Below are 20,120 nucleotides of genomic sequence, written 5' to 3' on the forward strand. Positions count from 1 at the left end.
GCGAACTTTATGTTCGCTCGCGTTCGCCGTTTCGCAACAACTGTCGGGGTGCGTCATGATTGAAGCCGATCGCCTGATCGCCCCCGAACCGCAGGGCCCCTCTGGCCAGGAAGAGCAGTACGACCGTGCCGTGCGCCCCAAATCCCTGGCGGACTATGTCGGCCAGCCGGTGGTGCGCGAGCAGATGGAAATCTTTATCCAGGCGGCCAAGCTGCGCGGTGAGGCGCTGGACCACACGCTGGTGTTCGGCCCGCCGGGCCTGGGTAAGACCACACTGGCGAATATCATCGCGGCGGAAATGGATGTGGCGATCAAGACCACGTCTGGCCCGGTGCTGGAGAAAGCCGGCGACCTGGCTGCGATCATGACCAATCTCGAACCCGGCGATGTGCTGTTTATCGACGAGATCCACCGCCTGAGCCCCCATGTCGAGGAGGTGCTCTACCCGGCGATGGAGGATTACCAGCTGGATATCATGATCGGCGAGGGGCCGGCGGCGCGCTCGATCAAGCTGGACCTGCCGCCGTTCACCCTGGTCGGGGCCACCACCCGGGCGGGCCTGCTGACATCGCCACTGCGGGATCGCTTTGGTATCGTGCAGCGTCTGGAGTTTTACAGCGTCGAGGATCTGACCAGTATCGTGCGCCGCTCCGCCGGCCTGATGGGGGTGGCGATGGACGCGGGTGGTGCGCTCGAGGTGGCCCGCCGCGCGCGCGGGACGCCGCGGATCGCCAACCGCCTGCTGCGGCGCGTGCGCGACTACGCTGAAGTTAAGGGTGACGGCAGCGTCGATGCGGCCACGGCCGATGCGGCGCTGAATATGCTGAACGTGGATGCTAGCGGCTTTGACCAGCTGGACCGGCGCATGCTGCTGGCAATGATCGAGAAGTTCGACGGTGGTCCGGTGGGGATCGACAGCCTGGCGGCGGCGGTCAGCGAGGAGCGCGATACCCTCGAGGATGTGCTGGAGCCCTACCTGATCCAGCAGGGCTATATTGCCCGCACACCGCGCGGGCGGGTGGTCACCGGGCTGGCCTACGAGCATTTCGGCCTGCCAAAACCGGACAGCAAGGTTTGACCGGATGCGCGATCGCGGCCACAGGCTGTGGATGGCGTCCGTCGCGGGGACTGGCATCAAACGACAATAAGGGGCAGGGGTGACGGAGCCTTTCAGCATTCCCATTCGCGTCTATATCGAGGATACCGACGCGGGTGGCATCGTCTATTACGTGAATTATCTGAAGTATATGGAGCGCGCGCGCACAGAATTCGTCCGCGCGCTCGGCTATGATAAGCCGGCCATGCCAGAGCGGGGCCTGTTGCTGGTGGTGCACTCGGCGGAAATCCAGTACCGCCGCTCGGCGCTACTCGACGATACATTGCGGGCCAGTGCCGCGGTTGGCAAACTGGGGCGCGCCGGAGTAACTTTTGAGCAGAAAATCTGGCGCGACAATGAAATTATTTGCGAGGGTGTGGTCAAAGTCGCTTGCGTGGCAGATGACAGCCGCAGGCCCTGCGCGCTACCCGAACCCATTTATTCAGCATTAAAGGCAGCTAGTTAGAAAATGAACGCCGGTGAACACGTTTCCCTGTGGGGACTGATCCAGAACGCCAGTCTGCTGGTGCAGCTGGTGATGTTGCTACTGCTGACCGCCTCGGTTATCTCCTGGGTCATGATCATTCAGCGCGGGCTCTACCTGTCCCGCGCCAAGCGCGCGATGAATGTCTTCGAGCGCCGTTTCTGGTCCGGGGCAGACCTGAATCAGCTGTTCCGCGAGGGCAACGCCCGCGCGGAGCGGGGCAAGATGGACGGGGTGGAATCCATCTTCCGCGCCGGCTTTACCGAGTTTACCCGCCTGCGCCAGCAGGGCCGCAGCAGCAGCCCCGAGGCCGTTATGGAAGGGGTGGAGCGCTCCATGCGCGTGGCCATGTCCCGCGAGCAGGAAAAGGTGGAGATGAACTTGCCGTTTCTGGCCAGCGTCGGTTCGGTCAGCCCCTATGTGGGCCTGTTCGGTACCGTGTGGGGCATCATGAACTCCTTCCGCGGCCTCGCCACCATGCACCAGGCCACGATCGCGACCGTGGCACCGGGTATCAGTGAGGCGCTGGTGGCCACGGCCATGGGCCTGTTCGCGGCGATTCCAGCGGTGTTGTCCTACAACCGCTACTCGGCCAAGGCGGACTGGCTGCTGACCAGTTACGAGACCTTTGCCGAGGAGTTTTCCTCGATTCTGCACCGCAAAGTGCACTCCAGTTGAGCTGACGGGCGACTGCTATGAGCGTAATGCGCAAGACGCCGAAGAAGAAACTGGTTTCCGACATCAACGTCGTGCCCTATATCGACGTGATGCTGGTGCTGCTGGTGGTGTTTATGGTTACCGCGCCGCTGCTGATGCAGGGGGTCAAGGTGGACCTGCCGAACGCCCCGTCGTCGCCCATCGAGGACAGCGACAACGAGCCGCTGATCGTCTCGGTACGCGCCGATGGCACTTATTATCTGAATCTGGGCGGCGAGGAGAAAAAGGCCAAGCCGCTGGACGAAATTCGCGACACCGTAGCCAAGGTACTGCGCCAGAAACCCGGGACCCCGGTGCTGGTATGGGGCGATACCAATGCCAAGTACGGGCTCATCGTCGGCGCCATGACCCAGCTGCAGAGCGCTGGTGCGCCGAGCGTGGGCCTGGTTACCGAGCCGCCGCAGGAGTGACGGGCTGGTGAATAGAGGCTCCTACGCACTGGCGGTTTTGATCAGTCTGGCCTTGCACGGCGGATTGATCGCTGTGCTGGCGTTCGGCTGGCAGGCGAGCAGCCGCCCCGAGCACAAGCCGATGCCCAAGTTCGTGCAGGCCAAGCTGGTGACCATGGACGCGACGGCGATAAAGAAGAAAACGCCGCCGAAGACCGACCTGATCCAGAAGCGCAAGCAGCGCGAGCTGGAGCGCCAGCGCAAGGCCGAGGCAGAGAAGAAGCGCCGCGCCGCCATCGAGCGCAAGAAGAAGGTCGAGGCCGACAAAAAGCGCAAGGCCGAGGCCGCGCGCAAGAAGAAGGCGGCCCAGGAGAAGGCCCGCAAAGAAAAGGCGCGTAAGGAGAAAGAGCAAGAGAAACAGTTGGAAAAACAGCGTCAGAGTGCCTTTGACGAGGCCCTCGAGGAAGAAGAGGATCTGATGGAGGCGCGCGAGGACACCCAGGCAGTGATGTCGGTGGCCCAGGCGATCCAGGCGCGCATCGAATCCGTGTGGAGCCGTCCGCCCAGTGCCCGCAACGGTATGCTCACCGTGGTACAAATCAACTTTGTACCCACCGGCCGGGTGGTGGCGGCCAATATAACCGAGAGCAGTGGTAACCCTGCGCTCGACCGCTCGGTGCTACAGGCCGTCCGCAAGGTGGAAGTTTTCCCCGAAGTGGCGGAGCTGGCACGCAAGGAGCCGGCGGTATTCGAGCGCGAGGTCCGTACCACCGTGTTGAACTTTAGAGTCGAAGATCTGCGCCAATGATAAAGAAGCTTCTGAAAACCGTTGTCGTCGTCGTCGCCGTCGCTCTGAGCGTCGGCGCACGTGCGCAGCTGGTGGTGGATATCACCAGCGGTATTGACGATCCCACGCCGATCGCCATTTCCCCTTTCAGCTGGTCGGGCAACGGCGTGTTGCCGGAGGATGTATCCGGCATCATCTCTGCAGACCTGCGTCGCAGTGGCCTGTTCAAGCCGGTGCCCAAGGAGGACATGCTGTCTTTCCCCAAGTCGGCCGAAGAGGTCGTCTATCGGGATTGGCGTGTGCTGGGAACTGAATACGTGGTGACCGGTCGTATAGAGCCCCAGGCTGCGGGATACCTGCTGAGTTTCGACCTGGTGAACATCTTCGGCCAGCACAAGATGTTTACCAAGCAGGTCAGTGGCGGCAGCCGGCAGCTGAGGGATATCGCTCACCGGGCGGCGGACGAGATCTACCAGGCGATCACCGGTATTCGCGGAGCCTTCTCTACCGAGATGCTCTACGTCGAGGAGGATCGTCGCGGTGGCCAGCGCAGCTACTCGCTGATGCGCGCGGATATCGATGGTGCACGGCCGAAACTGATTCGTCGCTTCAGCCAGCCGGTGATGTCGCCGGCCTGGTCGCCGGATGGACAGGATGTGGCCTATGTGTCGTTTGAAACCGGGCGGCCGGCGATCTTCCGCGAGAACCTGGCGACCGGGGCGCGCAAGCAGCTGACCAACTTCAAGGGGTTGAACAGCTCGCCGACCTGGTCGCCGGATGGCACCAAAATGGCCATGGTGCTGTCCAAGGACGGCAATCCGGAAATCTATGTCATGGATCTGCGCACTGGCAAGTTCACCCGGTTGACCCGGCACTTCGCCATTGATACCGAGCCGAACTGGATGCCGGATGGCAAATCGCTGGTTTTCACCTCAGATAGGGGAGGTAAGCCACAAATTTACGAATTGACCCTTGCCACTGGTCAAGTAGACCGCTTAACCTTCGATGGCGACTACAACGCGAGGCCGCGGATCTCTCCCGATGGCAAGACGCTGGTGATGGTGCATCGAAGCAGGGGGGTATTCACGATTGCGACGATGGACATCAAGACCGGCAGGATTCGTGTGCTTACGCAGACACGACTGGACGAATCCCCCAGCATCGCACCGAACGGCGCCATGCTGATGTATGCGACCAAGCAGGGGGACAAAGGGATTCTGGCAGCGGTGTCACTGGACGCCGGGGTCAAGTACAAACTGCCATCCAAGCGGGGCAGTGTGCGTGAGCCCGCGTGGTCGCCGTACATTGAGTGATAGGGGTGCCCGTACAGCATGTCTCTGTACCTGCGGCGGGTAAGTGGATAAAGACAAGCTTAAAAAGCTAGAAAGTCTTACAAGATTTTTCGATAACACAAAAAGCGGAGTTGCTTATGTTTAAATCAGTTAAAACTGGCCTGGGCCTGGCGTGTGTTCTGGCAGTATTGGCGGGCTGTTCCAGCACCGATACCGATGAGAGCGCCCAGACCCAGCAGATGACCCAGACCCCTGAGCCGGTAGTGGAAGCTCCGGCACAGGAAAAAGCAGTACCCCTGGATAACGTCGTTTACTTCGACTTTGACCAGTCCCTGCTGAAGCCGTCAACTCGCGAGCTGCTGATCCAGCACGCCGATCGTCTGCGCGGCACCAACACCCACGTGCGCCTGGAAGGTCACGCTGACGAACTGGGTACCCGTGAGTACAACCTGGCTCTGGGTGAGCGTCGTGCCAACGCAGTGCGCGATTTCCTGGTCATGCAGGGCGTTGACGCCAGCAACCTGGAAGTTATCAGCTACGGTGAAGAGCGTCCGGCCGTGGAAGGTTCCACCGAAGCCGCTCGCGCGAAAAACCGTCGCGTAGTGATCCAAGACTAACTGATCGAATCGGATGCCAATGTCCTTAACGATTAGACAGATCGCGATCGCCGCAGCCGTAATGGCTGTGGCATCGCCCGCATTTTCGCAGGCGCCGATAGTCGACCTGTCCGGTGACAATACCGGTGAAGGTACCGAGACTTCGACGCCCGCAAACCAGGAATCCTCCTACAGCCAGAATGATTCCTATGGCGATACCCGCGCCGCTACCGCGTCACAGCAGTACGCGAGCGCGCAGCGGGGTGCCGCCCAGCGGAGAACCGCCCAATCCAATCCCCAGGCCGACGCCTACTACCAGATGCAGGTACTGCAGCAGGAAGTTCAGGAGCTACGCGGTTCTGTGGAGGAGTTGCGCCACGAGGTCAAGCGCCTGAAGCAGCAGCGCACCGAAGACTATATGGATCTCGACCGGCGCATCACCCGTCTGTCCGGCGCCGCGCCTGCCGAAGGCCAGTCCGGCGAACAGGCGGCGGGGGGCGAACAGCCCGCGGTTGCCGGTGCGGATAACCGTGTCTCCGGCAGCGCCAGCGCGTCCGGCGATGCCGCTGCCCCCGCGGCGAGTAAAGACGAGCGCGAGCGTTACCAGGCCAGCTTCGGCCTCGCCCGCAACGGTGACTACGCTGGCGCCAGCAAGGAATTCAAGCGCCTGCTGAAAGATTTCCCCGATGGCAAGTACGCACCCAATGCCAATTACTGGCTGGGTGAGATCGCGCTGGTGCAGGGTAATCTGGAAGAGGCGCGCCAGTGGTTTGTGGCCCTGCTCGACGGCTACCCGAATTCCAGTAAAGTGTGGGACGGCCGCTACAAGCTCGGCACCGTTTACCACCAGCTGGGGGACGACCAGAAGGCCCGCGACCTACTGGAGCAGGTTGCCAAAAGCGACGCCCGTGCCGCCGGCTTGGCCAAGAAGTATCTGGAACAGAACTTCTAGGCCCCCGGGCCCATCGCTGGTTTTTTGCTCAAAAAAAAATTATGATCCCGCGCCCGGATGGCATGTGCCACCCGGGCGTTTTTCATTGTGGTGCGCATGACTGATTTGACCGCGGAGTCGCTCCGCATCAGTGAGATTTTCTATTCCCTGCAGGGCGAGGCGCGCGATGCCGGCCTGCCGACCGTATTCGTGCGCCTGACGGGCTGCCCGCTGCGCTGCAGCTATTGTGACTCGGAGTACGCCTTCTACGGCGGTGAGCGCATGACGCTGGCGCAGATCCTGCAGCAGGTGGCGGAACACCCCGCCCGCCACGTCTGTGTGACCGGCGGCGAGCCGCTGGCGCAGCCCAATTGCCTGCCGCTGCTGGCCGCACTGTGCGACGCCGGCTACCGGGTGTCCCTCGAGACCAGCGGTGCCATGCCGGTAGAAGCGGTGGACGCGCGTGTCTCCCGTGTGGTGGACCTGAAGACCCCGGCCTCCGGTGAGCAGCATCGCAACCGGATGGAGAATATCCAGGCGCTGACTGCGCGCGATCAGGTCAAGTTCGTGATCTGCGATCGCGCCGACTTCGACTGGGCCTGCTTTACGTTGGACCAGTACCGCCTCGTCGAGCGGGTTGGCGAGGTGCTGTTCTCCCCGAGTTATGAACAGCTGCAGCCGCGCCAGTTGGCCGAGTGGATTCTCGACGCGGGTGTCCCGGTGCGTATGCAAATGCAGCTACACAAGCTGCTGTGGGGTGATATCCCCGGCGTATAAGCCTGCTGCCAACGAACCCTGGGGTGCGCAGTGCGCACCGCCGGGCTCCCGGTGCGCGCAGTGGACCCGACGAAAACCAGAACAGGATGCTTATGACTGCGAAGAAAGCTGTAGTACTGCTCTCCGGCGGCCTGGACTCCGCCACCGTGCTCGCCATGGCCCGTGCCGACGGCTACGAATGCTATGCGCTGGGATTCGACTACGGCCAGCGACACAGCGCCGAGCTGACCGCCGCGCAACGGGTTGCAGCGGACCAGGAGGCCCGCGAGCACAAGGTGGTTGCGCTGGACCTGCGCGCCATTGGCGGCTCGGCCCTGACTGACGACAGCATCGACGTGCCGGAGGAGGAGACCAGTGGCATACCGGTGACCTATGTGCCCGCACGCAATACGGTATTTCTTTCGATTGCCCTCGGTTGGGCCGAAGTGCTGGGCGCCCAGGACATCTTTGTCGGGGTGAATGCGGTGGATTACTCCGGTTACCCCGACTGCCGCCCGGAATATATCGAGGCCTTTGAGCGCATGGCCAACCTCGCGACCCGAGCCGGGGTCGAGGGGCACAAGCTCAGTATTCGCGCGCCATTGATGCATATGACCAAGGCCGATATCGTGCGCCGCGGCACCGAGCTGGGCGTCGACTACAGTTTAACTGTGTCCTGCTATCAGGCGCTGCCCAACGGTGCCGCCTGTGGCCGCTGCGACAGCTGCCGGCTGCGCGCCGCCGGTTTCGCCGAGGCGGGCCTCGCTGATCCCACGATCTACGCCTGAGCCTGCGCTGCTCCGCGGCGCACGCGTAACCCCTTCAAATTGCAAAGATTTTTTTCGGTCAGGTATTGTTTTTCGGAAATAGATCAGTAAGATACGCAGCTCCTCACAACGAGGCAGCCAAAGGGTCGTTAGCTCAGTTGGTAGAGCAGTTGGCTTTTAACCAATTGGTCGCTGGTTCGAATCCAGCACGACCCACCATATTCCGAAAGGGGCCGCCGTACAGCGGCCCTTTTTGCTGACCGAGCCCTCGGGCTCGGCGTCCTCTCTACGGGTCGTTAGCTCAGTTGGTAGAGCAGTTGGCTTTTAACCAATTGGTCGCTGGTTCGAATCCAGCACGACCCACCATTTTCCCCAGCACCCCAGCACCCCAGCACCCCAGCACCCCAGCACCCCAGCACCCCAGCACCCCAGCACCCCAGCACCCCAGCACCCCAGCACCCCAGCACCCCAGCACCCCAGCACCCCAGCACCCCAGCACCCCAGCACCCCGTACGGCCAGAATCCGCCCCTGCGGCGCTGCCGACAGTTCCTTACATTGGCCGGATAGATTGCCGTAGCGCTATAATGCGCGCTTTTCCCGCAGTGTCAGGTAGTTATGAGCCAGAAGTCCATTCCCACCACCTCCGCCGATCCCCGCTCCCTGGTGCAGTCGCACCTGGCGGAACCCGCTGTGCACCAGTACAGCGAAGAGGAGCTGGATCTGTGGCGCGAACGTATCAAGCGGCTGCTCAAAGAGCAGAATGCGGTGCTGGTGGCGCACTACTACACTGATCCGCTGATTCAGGCCCTGGCGGAAGAGACCGGCGGTTGCGTGTCCGACTCACTGGAAATGGCGCGTTTCGGCGCCGAGCACCAGGCGGATACCCTGATTGTCGCCGGGGTCAAGTTCATGGGCGAGACCGCCAAGATCCTGACGCCCAACAAGCGCGTGCTGATGCCGACCCTGGAGGCTACCTGCTCGCTGGATCTGGGCTGCCCGCCGGAGGAGTTCTCCGCCTTCTGCGACGCCCACCCGGACCGCACGGTGGTGGTCTATGCGAATACCTCGGCGGCGGTCAAGGCGCGCGCCGACTGGGTGGTGACTTCGAGCATCGCACTGGATGTGGTGGATCACCTCGATGCCCAGGGCGAGAAGATCCTGTGGGCGCCGGACAAGCACCTGGGCAGCTATGTACAGCGCGAGACCGGCGCCGATGTGCTGCTGTGGAATGGCTCCTGCATCGTGCACGAGGAGTTCAAGGCAAAGGGCGTCGAGGATCTCAAGGCGCTCTACCCGGACGCAGTGGTGCTGGTGCACCCGGAATCGCCGGCGGCAGTGGTGGAGCTGGCGGATGTGGTGGGCTCCACCTCGCAGATCATCAATGCGGCCAAGACCCGCCCGGAGAAGCGTTTTATCGTCGCCACCGATCAGGGCATCTTCTACAAGATGCAGCAGCAGTGCCCGGACAAGGAGCTGATCATCGCACCCACCGCCGGCGCCGGCGCCACCTGCCGCAGCTGCGCCAATTGCCCGTGGATGGCGATGAACTCGCTGGAAAACCTGTGTGGCGTGCTGGAGCGCGGCGACAACGAGATTTTTGTCGAACCGGAGCTGGGGCGGCGTGCGATGGTGCCGTTGCAGCGGATGCTGGACTTCCGCAAGCCGCTCGACTGAGGTCGAGGGTGAGCGTACCCCGGATACAAAAATAGCGGCCCCAGTGGCCGCTATTTTTATATCCGGGACTGTGTCAGCGCCGGTTCGTCAGAGCTCCTTGGCTTCCTGCTCCATTTTCATCACGTCTTTCAGCCGCTGCTCGAGGATCGCGTGAGTCTGGTAGTCGTTCTTGGCCAGGCGAATGCCGTGGCGCAGGTGCTGTGCGGCCTTGTCGAATACGCCGTTGAGGATGTAGTACTCGGCGCGGGCCTCGTGCACACCGATGATGTCCCCGGCCAGGCCGTGAGTCTCCGCCAGCAGGTACCAGACCGCAGGGTCGTTGCGGCGCTCGCGGCTATGTTTCGCGAGGATGCGTTCGGCAGCGAGGTAATTGCCGGCCTTGAAGTGCGCGTTGGCCAGGCCCATGATCAGAGCATGGTTGTCGGGATTGACTTTCAGTGCCTTCTGCAGCCGCTCAGTGGCGGCGTCGTAATCGTGGCGGGCCAGGTCGATATCGGCGCGGGCGAGTACGAAGGCGTCTTTTTCCGGGTCAGCATCCAGCAGTGGCTGCAGCGTGGCCTCGGCGTCGTCGGTCTTGCCGGCGGCGGTCTGTGCCAGGGCCAGGCCGTAGCGGGCCGCATCTTCGCTGTCATTGACCCCGCGCAATTCCGCCTGGAAGCGCTTGATCGCCTGCTGTGGCGTCGGCTCCGCGGCCACGCGGATGCGTGCGCGCATCAGGTGGTACTCGCGGGTGTCGTGGGTGGGCGCCGCGGGCATGCGGCTGGCGCGTAGTTTGGCGTCGGCGATACGCTTTTCGGTTACCGGGTGAGTCAGCAGGAACTCCGGCGGGTGTCGATAGTAGCGCGTAGCCTTGAGCATCTGTTCGAACATTTCGCCGGCGGCTTCGGGGTTGCGGCCCGATTTGGCCAGGGTCTCGATACCCACCCGGTCCGCTTCCTGCTCATTCTGGCGCGAGAAGCGCAGCTGGTTATCCAGCGCCGCGGCCTGGGTGGCGGTCATCGCGGCGATACCCGCATCGCCACCGGCAGTAGCGGCCAGCACCAGGGCGCCGAGCATGCCGGCGAGGGTGGGAATACTGCTGTTGCGCTGCGCCTCAAGGGAGCGCGCGTAGTGACGCTGGCTCAGGTGACCCAATTCGTGGGCGATCACCGAGGCAAACTGGTCTTCATTCTGTGCGAACAGGAACAGGCCGGTATGCACGCCCATGACGCCACCGGGGACGGCGAAGGCGTTCATGGTATCGTTCTTGACCAGCACCACGTTGATCGACTTGTCTTCCAGCGGGCTGTACTCGGCCAGCCCCTTCACGGTCTTTTCGACGTACTGCTGCAGCAGGGGATCGCTGGAGGTGCGCACCTGGCTGCGGAACATGCGCAGCCACATCTTGCCCAGCTCTTTTTCGTGGGCGTGGGACACCAGGCCGCTGCTGCGGTCACCGAGCTCCGGCAGCTGGATCTGGTCCTCGTCGGCCAGCGCGGCCAGTGGCGCGCCGCCGAGCAGCAGCCCGAGACCCAGAGCGGCAAGGCCGCTGCGGCGGCGCCACAGTCGGCATATGGAAAGCAATGGTGGTCGATCGATCATCTGGGTTACTGCTCGGTTTGCTCCTGACGCGGTCATTCTGCGGTGCGGAAAGACACTTATCCGGCACCCGACGGGATAACTCTATACGCAACCTCATCGAACTGTCGAGGTTTTGACCAATGTCGCGGTGAAAGGTTCGCCGGTGCGTGACGCAGTCCCGCTGGCGCGGCGCGGGCATCGCGGTAAATTTGCCGTGTGCGGCGGCGATTCCGCGGCGCGGTCCGCGTTATACTCCGCGCAATCGCCCGACGATGAACGAATAGACGATGACCGTGTCACCAGATACAGCGCCGCCAGTTGATTCGGATGCCGCCTTTGATATCGATGCCCGCGGCCTGCCGTGCCCGCAGCCACTGCTGGCGCTGCGCCGCGCACTGCGGGAACAGCCGCCGGGTACGCTGCTGCGGGTACGGGCGACGGACCCGGCCTCGTGGCGCGATTTTCACAGCTTTGCAGCATTGAGCGGCCGCCCACTACTGCGCGCCGAACGTTGCGGGGAAGAACTCTGTTACTGGCTGCGTGTCACGCCATGACAATAAAACTTGGAATTTTATGTTCGCGATTGTCAAAAACTGGGTAAATCGCTACTTCAGCCAGGAGGAAGTGGTCCTGCTGGTTCTGTTGCTGCTGGCCGCGCTGGTGGTCCTGGCCACGCTCGGTCAGGTGCTGGCACCGGTACTGGCGGCGCTGATCATTGCCTTTTTGATGCAGGGCATGGTGCATCGACTGAAAACCTGGCGGCTGCCCCACGGACTGGCGGTCAGCGTCGCCTGCCTGGTACTGGTGGGCATAATCGCGGCGCTGTTTTTTGTGGTGCTGCCGATCATCTGGCGCCAGGTGGAGCGGCTGTTCAACGAACTGCCCAACATGGTGTCCCGCGGCCAGAGCCTGTTGTTGTTGCTGCCGGATCGCTATCCGGGGCTGGTATCGGCGGTGCAGATCGACGACCTGTTCAAGACCATCGGCGACGAGCTGGGCTCTATCAGTCAGGCGCTGTTGACCCTGTCGCTGGCCAACCTGCCGATACTGGCGGGAGTGCTGATCTACACGGTGATCGTGCCGATCCTGGTGTTTTTCTTCCTCAAGGATTCCGACAAACTGATCGCGTGGTGCGGTTCCTTCCTGCCGCAGCAGCGACCGATGCTGCGCCAGATCTGGTACGAGATGAACGACCAGGTCGCCAACTATGTGCGCGGCAAGGTGATCGAGATCGCCATCGTGGCGGTGGCCAGCTATGCCGCCTTCCTGGCGCTGGGGGTCAATTACGCGCTGCTGCTGGCAGTGTCCGTGGGGCTCAGCGTGCTGATTCCGTACATCGGCGCGGCGGTGGTGACGATACCGGTGGCCGCCATCGGCCTGTTCCAGTGGGGCTGGAGCACGGAGTTTTTCTACCTGATGATCGTCTACGGGGTGATTCAGTTGCTGGACGGCAACGTCCTCGTACCGCTGCTGTTCTCCGAAGCGGTGAACCTGCACCCGGTGGCGATTATCCTCGCGGTGCTGGTGTTCGGTGGTATCTGGGGCTTCTGGGGCGTGTTCTTTGCCATCCCCCTGGCCACGTTGCTGAAGGCGATCATGAACGCCTGGCCCACCGAGGGACACAAGGCCGAATGGCAGGCACGCGAGGCGGCCAGCGAGCCCGAGGCGCCGGCGGAATAGCCCTGGAGCGCGGCCTTCGCTAAAATCCGCGCCTCAATTTCACGCCCACACCTGCAAAACCGAGTTGAAGGACAGACCCATGAGCCTTGCTGACAAAGTGCTGGCGGTCAATGACGATCTGCCGATCCGCACCGACAAACCCGTTCACAGTGGCAAAGTCCGCTCGGTCTACTGGCTGACCGGGGCCGATAGCCGCCGCCTGATCGAGGAGAAAGGCTACCCCGTGCCCCCGGATACACCGCTGGCAGTGATGGTGATTTCCGACCGTATTTCCGCGTTCGACTGTATCTGGAGCGGCGAGGGCGGCATGCGCGGTGTGCCCGGCAAGGGCGCGGCTCTGAACGCCATTTCCAACCACTGGTTCCAGTTGTTCAGGGACAACGGCCTGGCGGACAGCCACATCCTCGACATCCCGCACCCGCTGGTGTGGATCGTGCAAAAGGCGCGCCCGGTCATGATTGAGGCCATCGCGCGCCAGTACATCACCGGTTCCATGTGGCGTGCCTACGCCAAGGGCGAGCGCGAGTTCTGCGGCATCGAACTTCCCGATGGCCTGCAGAAGGATCAGAAACTGCCGGAACTGCTAATCACCCCGTCCACCAAGGGCATTCTCAAGGGCATTCCGGGCGTGCCGGAAGCAGACGATGTGAACATTACCCGCAAGGATCTCGAGAATAATTACGCGGCGTTCAACTTCCGTTCGCCGGACGATGTCGATCGCTACGAGAAGCTGCTCAAAGAGGGCTTCGAGGTGATTTCTGCCGCGCTGGAAAACATCGACCAGATCTTCGTCGACACCAAATTCGAGTTCGGTTATGTCACCGGCACTGACGGCGAGGCGAAGCTGATCTATATGGACGAAGTGGGCACGCCGGATTCCTCCCGTATCTGGGACGGCGCCGAATACCGCAACGGCAAGGTGGTGGAAAACTCCAAAGAGGGCTTCCGCCAGGCCCTGCTGAGCTACTTTCCGGATCCCGATATCCTGCTCGATAAGGAGCGTATGGATGAGCGCCAGGCGCTGGCCCGCGATAACCAGCTGCCGGAATCCATGTTGATGAACCTGTCCGCCACCTACGTCGGTATTGCGGAGAAGATCACCGGCCGCAAACTGGAGATTTCCGACAACCCCAAAGCAGAACTGGTTGATATTTTGCGCCGGGGCTATGGACTGGTCGACTGATTGCAGACGATTTGAGTTCGCGAAAAACCGGCGCTGGCGCCGGTTTTTTTATGGCTGAAAAACAGGCGTTGCCACAATTCGCCATAATTGACCAGCGTCCTGCCAGAATCTGTACCGATTCCATCCCGGTTTGTCTGGTCAAATTTCCCTTGAACAGCATTTAGTACGAACGACAAAAATGAAGACGAAAAGGGAAACGGTAGCGGTAGCTATCCTGCTGAGCCTGCCACTACTACTGGTCGGTATCTGGAAATATGCCAGGAGCCCGACACACCAGCTGCTGGGAGAACTCGTCAGCAGAGTTCAGACGGATAAAAAGGTTGTCGCGCTAACGTTTGATGATGGGCCATCCAGCGAGTACACCGAGGAAATTCTCAAAATCCTGCAAGAAAACAACGTCAGGGCTACCTTCTTTCTGGTGGGCAACGCGATCCAGTCGAATCCCGCCGCGGCGCGCGGTATTGTCAATGCGGGCCACGAGATCGGCAATCACTCGTTTACTCACAGCAGGATGCTGTTGAAGAGTCTTGATTTTGTAAAGCGGGAAGTCGAGGAAACCACCGACCTGATCCGCAGGACCGGATACAGCGGGAAAATCACCTTTCGCCCACCCTACGGCAAAAAGCTGCTTACGCTACCTTATTTCCTTTCCTCCCGGGACATCACCTCGGTCACCTGGGACGTCGCGCCGGACAGTGTGCTGCCAGCGGATGCCAGTCCGGAAGACCTCGCCCGCAATGCAATCGCAAATACCAGGCCGGGGTCCATTATCCTGATGCATGTGATGTTCAAGAGTCGCAGAAATTCCATGGCGGCGGTTCCGCAAATCATTTCCGCGCTAAAAGCAAAGGGCTACCGGTTCGTCACCGTTTCACAGCTTCTTGCCCTGGCCGATCGCCGCTAAAAAATCAACAATAGATAAGGAATAACAATAATGCGATTTAAATACCCGATAATCGCCCTCTGCCTGGGCGCGGCGATACTTGGCCTGAGGGCACCGCATTACCCGCTGGCTGAAAAGGGCAAGCTGGTGGCCTATCGGGGTGGCGGCCAGCTTCTGGATTACGCTGCCCTCGGGGGCGCACGGCTGCGCTGCCCGGCACCTGCTGGCATCGGCCAATAAGACGATTGAAAACACGCAGCCCTCGATCGATGCCGCGCTGCGGGCGGGCGCTTCTGTGGTGCACCTGAATATCCACCGCACCAGCGATGGCCGCTTTGCAGTATTTCACGACTCGACCCTGGACTGCGCCACCGACGGCAAAGGCGCGACGGCCGGGAAAAACATGGACTATCTCCGTTCGCTGGATGCCGGCTATGGCTATACCGCCGATGGTGGCAAGACCTTCCCATGGCGCGGGCGCGGCCTGCGGATTCCGTTCCTGCGCCAGCTGGTCGAGCGCTATCCCCACGCAGAGTTCTGGCTCAACCTGTGGGCCTCCGACAAAGAATCCGTACAGGCGCTGCTCGCATTCGAGCAGTCGATGTCCCCGGCGCATTTCTTTCACTTCGTCGCCGACAAAAACCTGCCGCTGTACAACACCGGCACCGTACCCACCGCGCTGAGTATTGAATCCAGCAAACGCTGTTTCAAAGACTATATGCTCTATGGCTGGAGCCGCTTTTTCCCGCAATCGTGCACCGATACAAAGATCGTCGTGCCGCCCAAATACGCCAAATACTTGTGGGGTTGGCCCGAACAGTTCGCTGCGCGCGCCCAGTACCACGGCAGTAGCGCCTACCTGTGGCTCAAGCATCGGCCGTTCGAGGAAAAGTATGATTTTCGCGGAAAAGGCGTGGGAGCTGTCACCGGCGACATTGCCGGGATGCGGCGAACCCGACAGTAGCCTTCCCGGCCCCCCGCGTCCTGATGTACGCCCACGATCCGCAGCCGGGACCTATCCCGGCTTTACCGTGACACGGCTGACAGGGCGTTATCATTGAAACTGCCCCGCCACTCGACCCTGTGAATTCCACCCTTAGAGTGCGCCGCGCGCACCACTACCGCGGGTACGTATGGCTGCCCGTCACAATTCGCCATATTTCCCCACGCTGTCTCCAGAATCCCGCCCGACCCGTGCCCCATTGCCCCGTTTTAATGTCCTCAACAACAGATCGATTGTGGAGTGACACTTGTGAACAGGACGATTTTTTCCGGCCAGCGCATACCTCGGGAACTGGTGGTCTTGCCCACCGAGGAGTACTACCGGCGCCGCTACCGCGGAAGTCGTCGCGGCCGCTGGTTGCTGTTTGTGGTCACCGTGCTGGCGGTACTGGTGGCCGCCGTCGGCGCCCACGCCGACGACGGCAGCACCAACAGAACCAACAGCGCCGGCAAATTGGTAACACTGGATGACGTCGCCGCCGGCGACCTGCTGTTTCGCACCGCCGACCGCGGCCAGTACCAGCCCGCCGTGCATCTGCACAGCCGCGCCCGGATCGCGGTGCGCGGACTGCTGGCGGAAGTCACCCTGCAGCAGGAATTTATCAACCGCAGTAACGACTGGCGCGAGGCCGTTTACGTGCTGCCACTGCCGGACCGCGCCGCCGTCAACGGACTGGAAATCCGCGTCGGCAAGCGGCGTATCGTGGGCAAAGTGCGCGAGCGCAAAAAGGCCGCGCAGATCTACCGTGCGGCCCGCGCCGCCGGCAAACACGCGGTACTGCTGGAACAGCAGCGCCCCAATCTCTTTACCAACAAGGTCGCCAATATCGCCCCCGGTGAAACCGTGCGTGTGGATATTCACTACCTGCAGCCCGTGGCCTACGACAGTGGCACTTTCAGCCTGCGGCTGCCTACCACGCTGACACCGCGCTATATTCCCGGTGGTGTGACTGGAACCAATGATGTGACCGGCGACGTGGAACAACCGCTGGCGGCCAACGCCAGTGGCTGGGCACTGCCCACCGACCAGGTGCCGGACGCGGACAAAATTACCCCCTTCATGCAGCCCGCCGATGAGCTGACCGGCAGTGGCAGTCACAGGATCGCCATCTCCGCGACGCTCGACGGCGGCCTGCCGCTGGCGCAGATCAGCAGTCCCTATCACGATATCGATTTCCACAAGCGGGCGGATGGGCGCTACCAGATCGCGCTGCGCGGCGGGGATGCGGTGATGGACCGCGACTTCGTGCTCAACTGGCGCCCGCGCGCCTCTGCCGCGCCGCGCGCGGCGCTGTTCGTCGAGCAACCGGCGGTCGCAGGTGATGCGGCGGGGCAGGGCGCGTCGGTAAATACTTACCTGCAACTGCTGCTGTTGCCACCCGATGCCCCCGGCAAGTCGCGGCGGCTGCCGCGGGAAGTGGTCTACGTGATCGACACGTCCGGGTCCATGGGCGGCAACTCCATTCGCCAGGCCAAGGAGAGCCTGTTGCTGGCGCTGTCGCGCCTGCGGCCCGGTGATCGCTTCAACGTGATTGAATTCAACAGCAGCAGCCGCGCGTTTTTTCCGCGGCCGCTGGCGGCAACCGCACAGAATATCCAGCGCGCCCGCGACGCGGTCGAGGGCCTGCAGGCCCGTGGCGGCACCGAGATGGCGGCGGCGCTGCGGCTCGCCTTCAGTCAACAGTTGCCCGCTGACGAGGCGCTGGTGCGCCAGGTCATCTTTATCACCGATGGTGCGGTGGGCAACGAGCGCGGCCTGTTCGAGCTGATCCAGCAGTCACTGGGCGATGCCCGCCTGTTTACCGTCGGTATCGGCTCGGCGCCGAACAGCCACTTTATGCACAAGGCCGCGCAGTTTGGCCGCGGTGCCTCGGTTACCATCGGCGATCTTGGGGAAGTGCGCGAACGTATGCAGGCGTTGTTCGCCAAGCTGGAAAACCCGCTTGCCACCGATCTGCAGTTGACCTGGCCACGCGGCCTGAAAGTGGACGCCTATCCCAAGCGTATTCCCGATCTATACCGCGGCGAGCCGCTGCAACTAGTGGCGCATATCGACGGCGGCGCCCCGACCGGCGAGCTGTTGCTGCACGGGCGCCTGGCTGGACAGCAGTTCAGCCGCAGCCTGGCGCTCGACCGGGGCCATGATGGCGGCAGCGGTATTGCCAGTCTGTGGGCGCGCAGCAAGATAGGGGCCCTGCGCGACCGCCAGCTGGCCGTGGGCGAGCGCAGCGAAGCGGGAGCGGCCTTGCGCGAACAGATACTGCAGCTGGCGCTGGATCACCAGTTGGCGAGCCCTTACACCAGCTTTGTGGCGGTAGAGGAAAAGGTTGCGCGCCCGCAGGAAAAAACGCTTGAGAAAAGTGCGGTGCCCAATGCGGTGGCTCGTGGCCAATTGCTACAGCGGCAGACTTATCCACAGACCGCCGCCGGACTCTCCGCGCAACTGTTGCTGTCGGCACTGCTGCTGGCCGCCGGTGGCCTGCTGCGGCGCGGCCGGCAGTGGCGCGGCAGTCTGCTGCGGCAGCTGCGGGAGCGATTGCGCCGCCTGCTGCCGGATCCGCGCCGGGCGCGCCGGCCGCTGGAAGCTGCCCTGGCGAGAGCGCGCTGATGTGGCGCGCGTTGCTCGGCGCACTGCTACTGCTGGCCGGCGGTTGGCAGTTGGCCAGTGCCGCCTGGCTGGTTACCAAGGCGCAATTGGCGCAGTACCTGATCGGCAGCGCCTGGCAGGAACAGCTGCACAGCGGGAAGGCGGCCAAACCCTGGCCCTGGGCGGATACCCGGCCGGTGGCAAAACTGGTGCTGAATGGCGGCAGCCCGCTGATGGTGCTGGCCGGCGGGAGTGGCCAGGCGCTGGCCTTTGGCCCCGGCCTGCTGGCGGGTTCCGGGCAGCCGGGGCAGGCGCGCACTACGGTGATTGCAGCGCACCGCGATACCCACTTCGCGGGCCTGCAGGGGCTGCAACGTGGCGATCCGATCGGGCTGCAGGACAGTCGCGGCCGCTGGTATCACTATCGCGTGGTGGGTACCCGCGTCGTCGATAGCCGGCGCGAACGCTTGCCGATTTACGCCGAGCCGGGTTTGCTGTTGGTGACCTGCTACCCCTTTCATACCCTCAACCCCGGTGGCCCTTTGCGCTATCTGGTCTACGCCGAATACCGGGATGGAGGCGCGACGACGCAGTTGTAACTGCATCTTATTACCGTGGGTAGGAGGTAGTGCTGCGGGTTCGCGGTGTTAAAAGCGCCAGATTACGCCTCCCCCCCAGAGGTCCACATCCTGCTTATCGAGGAACAGGCGGTGGTATTGCAGCCCCAGTTCAACGCGATCCGTCAATGGCCAGGCGGCTTGCAAGCCGATCAGCGGATCGGTGCCGTTTCTGCTCCCGGGGGTGATTGCTTGGTCGCCGGTGTCGGGGTCGTCACTCCAGAAATAGAGTCCGGCACTGGCGGAGGCGCGCCAGCGCCCGAGCGGCAGCTCGAAGCGGTTGGCCAGTGTCCAGCCGCTGCCGGTAAACGGCAGGTTGCTGTCCAGGGTGCGGGTCAGGCTGGTGGCGTCGACGGCCTCGGCGTTGAAGTCGAAACTGACATTGCCCAAATCCAGGTAGCCAAGTTCCACCGCCATTCTGGGGTGGTAGCGGTAGCCCAGTGCCAACTGCCAGGCGGGGCGTCGCACATCGTAGTCCGATATCGCGACGTCCACGCCATCGCGTTGCATAGTGCGGCGGAAGTCACCTGCAGTCTGGCTGCCGGCAGCCTGGTGGATATTCAGGGCGAGATACAGCCGCCCCGGAATTTTCGCCGGACCGGTGGATTCGCTTTGCACCAGCTGCGGCGGCGATTCCTTCGCGGGTTCGGGTGTGGCGTTCGCGGTAGATTGCGGTTCTGGCTGCGGCGGTAGCGTGACGCTGAGGGTCGCTCGCCGCGCGGGGGCCAGGCAGGCGACTCTTTTCACGCGCGCCAGTGTTGTCGGACACGAGCGGCTGTCGCTGTCCGGCGCAATCCCGCTGCGGAAGGAAATGGCCGCGTTTGCGACGCCATGCCGGCTCAACCAGTCGCGCACCGCCAGCGCCCGGTGGGTGGCGAGTTTGCGGTTGTCCTCATTGCTGCCCATGGGGTCCGCGTAGCCCTCGATCTGAAACTGCAACTGCTTCAGCTGGTCGGCGGGCAGTTTCGACCAGAACTGCTCGAGAATCTGTTTCTCTCCCGACCCGAGGCGGTACTGGGCGGAATCGAATTGCACGGTGACGCTTGGCCCGGCGCTGGCGCCGGCACTTAGCAGCAGTGAGGCGACGGCGGCGTAGATGGATGAATGCTTTGGCATTG

General features: G+C 62.6%; 20 protein-coding genes and 2 tRNA genes. 20 read left to right on the forward strand and 2 right to left on the reverse strand.

Annotated features, from left to right (window positions below):
• Window positions 1-55 precede the first annotated feature (55 nt).
• From ruvB to nadA, 13 genes are all read left to right on the forward strand, one after another.
• Complete coding sequence (ruvB, locus tag ABDK11_RS03795; protein ID WP_346838972.1) at window positions 56-1,078, forward strand: Holliday junction branch migration DNA helicase RuvB; 1,023 nt, start codon at window positions 56-58, stop codon at window positions 1,076-1,078.
• 79 nt (window positions 1,079-1,157) lie between these two features.
• Window positions 1,158-1,562 (forward strand): tol-pal system-associated acyl-CoA thioesterase, encoded by a 405-nt coding sequence (ybgC, locus tag ABDK11_RS03800; RefSeq protein ID WP_346838973.1) that lies wholly within the window; start codon window positions 1,158-1,160, stop codon window positions 1,560-1,562.
• A 3-nt stretch (window positions 1,563-1,565) separates the two neighbouring features.
• Entirely contained in the window at window positions 1,566-2,258 is a 693-nt protein-coding gene (tolQ, locus tag ABDK11_RS03805) for a protein TolQ (RefSeq protein WP_346838974.1), read from the forward strand.
• 17 nt (window positions 2,259-2,275) lie between these two features.
• Window positions 2,276-2,707, forward strand: coding sequence for a protein TolR (gene tolR, locus ABDK11_RS03810; protein WP_346838975.1), 432 nt, complete (start codon window positions 2,276-2,278; stop codon window positions 2,705-2,707).
• A 7-nt stretch (window positions 2,708-2,714) separates the two neighbouring features.
• On the forward strand, window positions 2,715-3,494 hold the full coding sequence (tolA, locus tag ABDK11_RS03815) for a cell envelope integrity protein TolA (RefSeq protein ID WP_346838976.1): 780 nt from the start codon (window positions 2,715-2,717) through the stop codon (window positions 3,492-3,494).
• The gene (gene tolB, locus ABDK11_RS03820; RefSeq protein ID WP_346838977.1) at window positions 3,491-4,786 is read left to right on the forward strand and encodes a Tol-Pal system beta propeller repeat protein TolB; all 1,296 of its coding nucleotides are present in this window, start codon (window positions 3,491-3,493) and stop codon (window positions 4,784-4,786) included. Before tolA ends, tolB begins: the two co-directional genes overlap by 4 nt.
• Window positions 4,787-4,902: 116 nt before the next feature.
• Window positions 4,903-5,382: a peptidoglycan-associated lipoprotein Pal gene (gene pal / locus ABDK11_RS03825; RefSeq protein ID WP_346838978.1), complete on the forward strand. Its 480-nt coding sequence runs from the start codon at window positions 4,903-4,905 to the stop codon at window positions 5,380-5,382.
• 61 nt (window positions 5,383-5,443) lie between these two features.
• Window positions 5,444-6,313 (forward strand): tol-pal system protein YbgF, encoded by an 870-nt coding sequence (ybgF, locus tag ABDK11_RS03830; protein ID WP_346838979.1) that lies wholly within the window; start codon window positions 5,444-5,446, stop codon window positions 6,311-6,313.
• Between the two features lie 96 nt (window positions 6,314-6,409).
• A complete protein-coding gene (gene queE, locus ABDK11_RS03835; RefSeq protein ID WP_346838980.1) occupies window positions 6,410-7,069 on the forward strand; it encodes a 7-carboxy-7-deazaguanine synthase QueE in 660 nt (219 codons plus the stop codon).
• 92 nt (window positions 7,070-7,161) lie between these two features.
• Complete coding sequence (gene queC / locus ABDK11_RS03840; RefSeq protein WP_346838981.1) at window positions 7,162-7,836, forward strand: 7-cyano-7-deazaguanine synthase QueC; 675 nt, start codon at window positions 7,162-7,164, stop codon at window positions 7,834-7,836.
• Between the two features lie 122 nt (window positions 7,837-7,958).
• Window positions 7,959-8,034 (forward strand) — tRNA-Lys (locus tag ABDK11_RS03845).
• A 71-nt stretch (window positions 8,035-8,105) separates the two neighbouring features.
• Window positions 8,106-8,181 (forward strand) — tRNA-Lys (locus ABDK11_RS03850).
• A 250-nt stretch (window positions 8,182-8,431) separates the two neighbouring features.
• On the forward strand, window positions 8,432-9,490 hold the full coding sequence (gene nadA, locus ABDK11_RS03855; RefSeq protein ID WP_346838982.1) for a quinolinate synthase NadA: 1,059 nt from the start codon (window positions 8,432-8,434) through the stop codon (window positions 9,488-9,490).
• A gap of 87 nt (window positions 9,491-9,577) precedes the next feature.
• Here the strand turns inward: nadA and ABDK11_RS03860 are convergent, their stop codons facing one another.
• Window positions 9,578-11,071, reverse strand: coding sequence for a M48 family metalloprotease (locus tag ABDK11_RS03860; protein WP_346838983.1), 1,494 nt, complete (start codon window positions 11,069-11,071; stop codon window positions 9,578-9,580).
• Between the two features lie 266 nt (window positions 11,072-11,337).
• On the opposite strand from ABDK11_RS03860, the gene ABDK11_RS03865 reads away from it, so the two are divergent.
• The 7 genes from ABDK11_RS03865 to ABDK11_RS03895 all read left to right on the forward strand — a co-directional run bounded on the left by ABDK11_RS03865 (window position 11,338) and on the right by ABDK11_RS03895 (window position 18,984).
• The gene (locus tag ABDK11_RS03865; protein ID WP_346838984.1) at window positions 11,338-11,604 is read left to right on the forward strand and encodes a sulfurtransferase TusA family protein; all 267 of its coding nucleotides are present in this window, start codon (window positions 11,338-11,340) and stop codon (window positions 11,602-11,604) included.
• Window positions 11,605-11,623: 19 nt separating this feature from the next.
• Window positions 11,624-12,730 carry an AI-2E family transporter gene (locus ABDK11_RS03870; protein WP_346838985.1) on the forward strand — a complete coding sequence of 369 codons (1,107 nt, stop codon included), beginning with the start codon at window positions 11,624-11,626 and terminating at the stop codon, window positions 12,728-12,730.
• A gap of 79 nt (window positions 12,731-12,809) precedes the next feature.
• Window positions 12,810-13,913 (forward strand): phosphoribosylaminoimidazolesuccinocarboxamide synthase, encoded by a 1,104-nt coding sequence (locus ABDK11_RS03875; RefSeq protein WP_346838986.1) that lies wholly within the window; start codon window positions 12,810-12,812, stop codon window positions 13,911-13,913.
• A 178-nt stretch (window positions 13,914-14,091) separates the two neighbouring features.
• Complete coding sequence (locus ABDK11_RS03880; protein ID WP_346838987.1) at window positions 14,092-14,817, forward strand: polysaccharide deacetylase family protein; 726 nt, start codon at window positions 14,092-14,094, stop codon at window positions 14,815-14,817.
• 139 nt (window positions 14,818-14,956) lie between these two features.
• The gene (locus tag ABDK11_RS03885) at window positions 14,957-15,760 is read left to right on the forward strand and encodes a glycerophosphodiester phosphodiesterase family protein (RefSeq protein WP_346838988.1); all 804 of its coding nucleotides are present in this window, start codon (window positions 14,957-14,959) and stop codon (window positions 15,758-15,760) included.
• Window positions 15,761-16,048: 288 nt separating this feature from the next.
• Window positions 16,049-18,406 (forward strand): marine proteobacterial sortase target protein, encoded by a 2,358-nt coding sequence (locus ABDK11_RS03890; RefSeq protein WP_346838989.1) that lies wholly within the window; start codon window positions 16,049-16,051, stop codon window positions 18,404-18,406.
• Entirely contained in the window at window positions 18,406-18,984 is a 579-nt protein-coding gene (locus ABDK11_RS03895; protein ID WP_346838990.1) for a class GN sortase, read from the forward strand. Before ABDK11_RS03890 ends, ABDK11_RS03895 begins: the two co-directional genes overlap by 1 nt.
• Window positions 18,985-19,032: 48 nt before the next feature.
• On the opposite strand, the gene ABDK11_RS03900 is transcribed toward ABDK11_RS03895, so the two are convergent.
• A complete protein-coding gene (locus ABDK11_RS03900) occupies window positions 19,033-20,118 on the reverse strand; it encodes an OmpA family protein (RefSeq protein ID WP_346838991.1) in 1,086 nt (361 codons plus the stop codon).
• Window positions 20,119-20,120: the final 2 nt, after the last annotated feature.

The sequence above is a fragment of the Microbulbifer sp. SAOS-129_SWC genome, from assembly GCF_039696035.1.
Lineage (GTDB): Bacteria > Pseudomonadota > Gammaproteobacteria > Pseudomonadales > Cellvibrionaceae > Microbulbifer.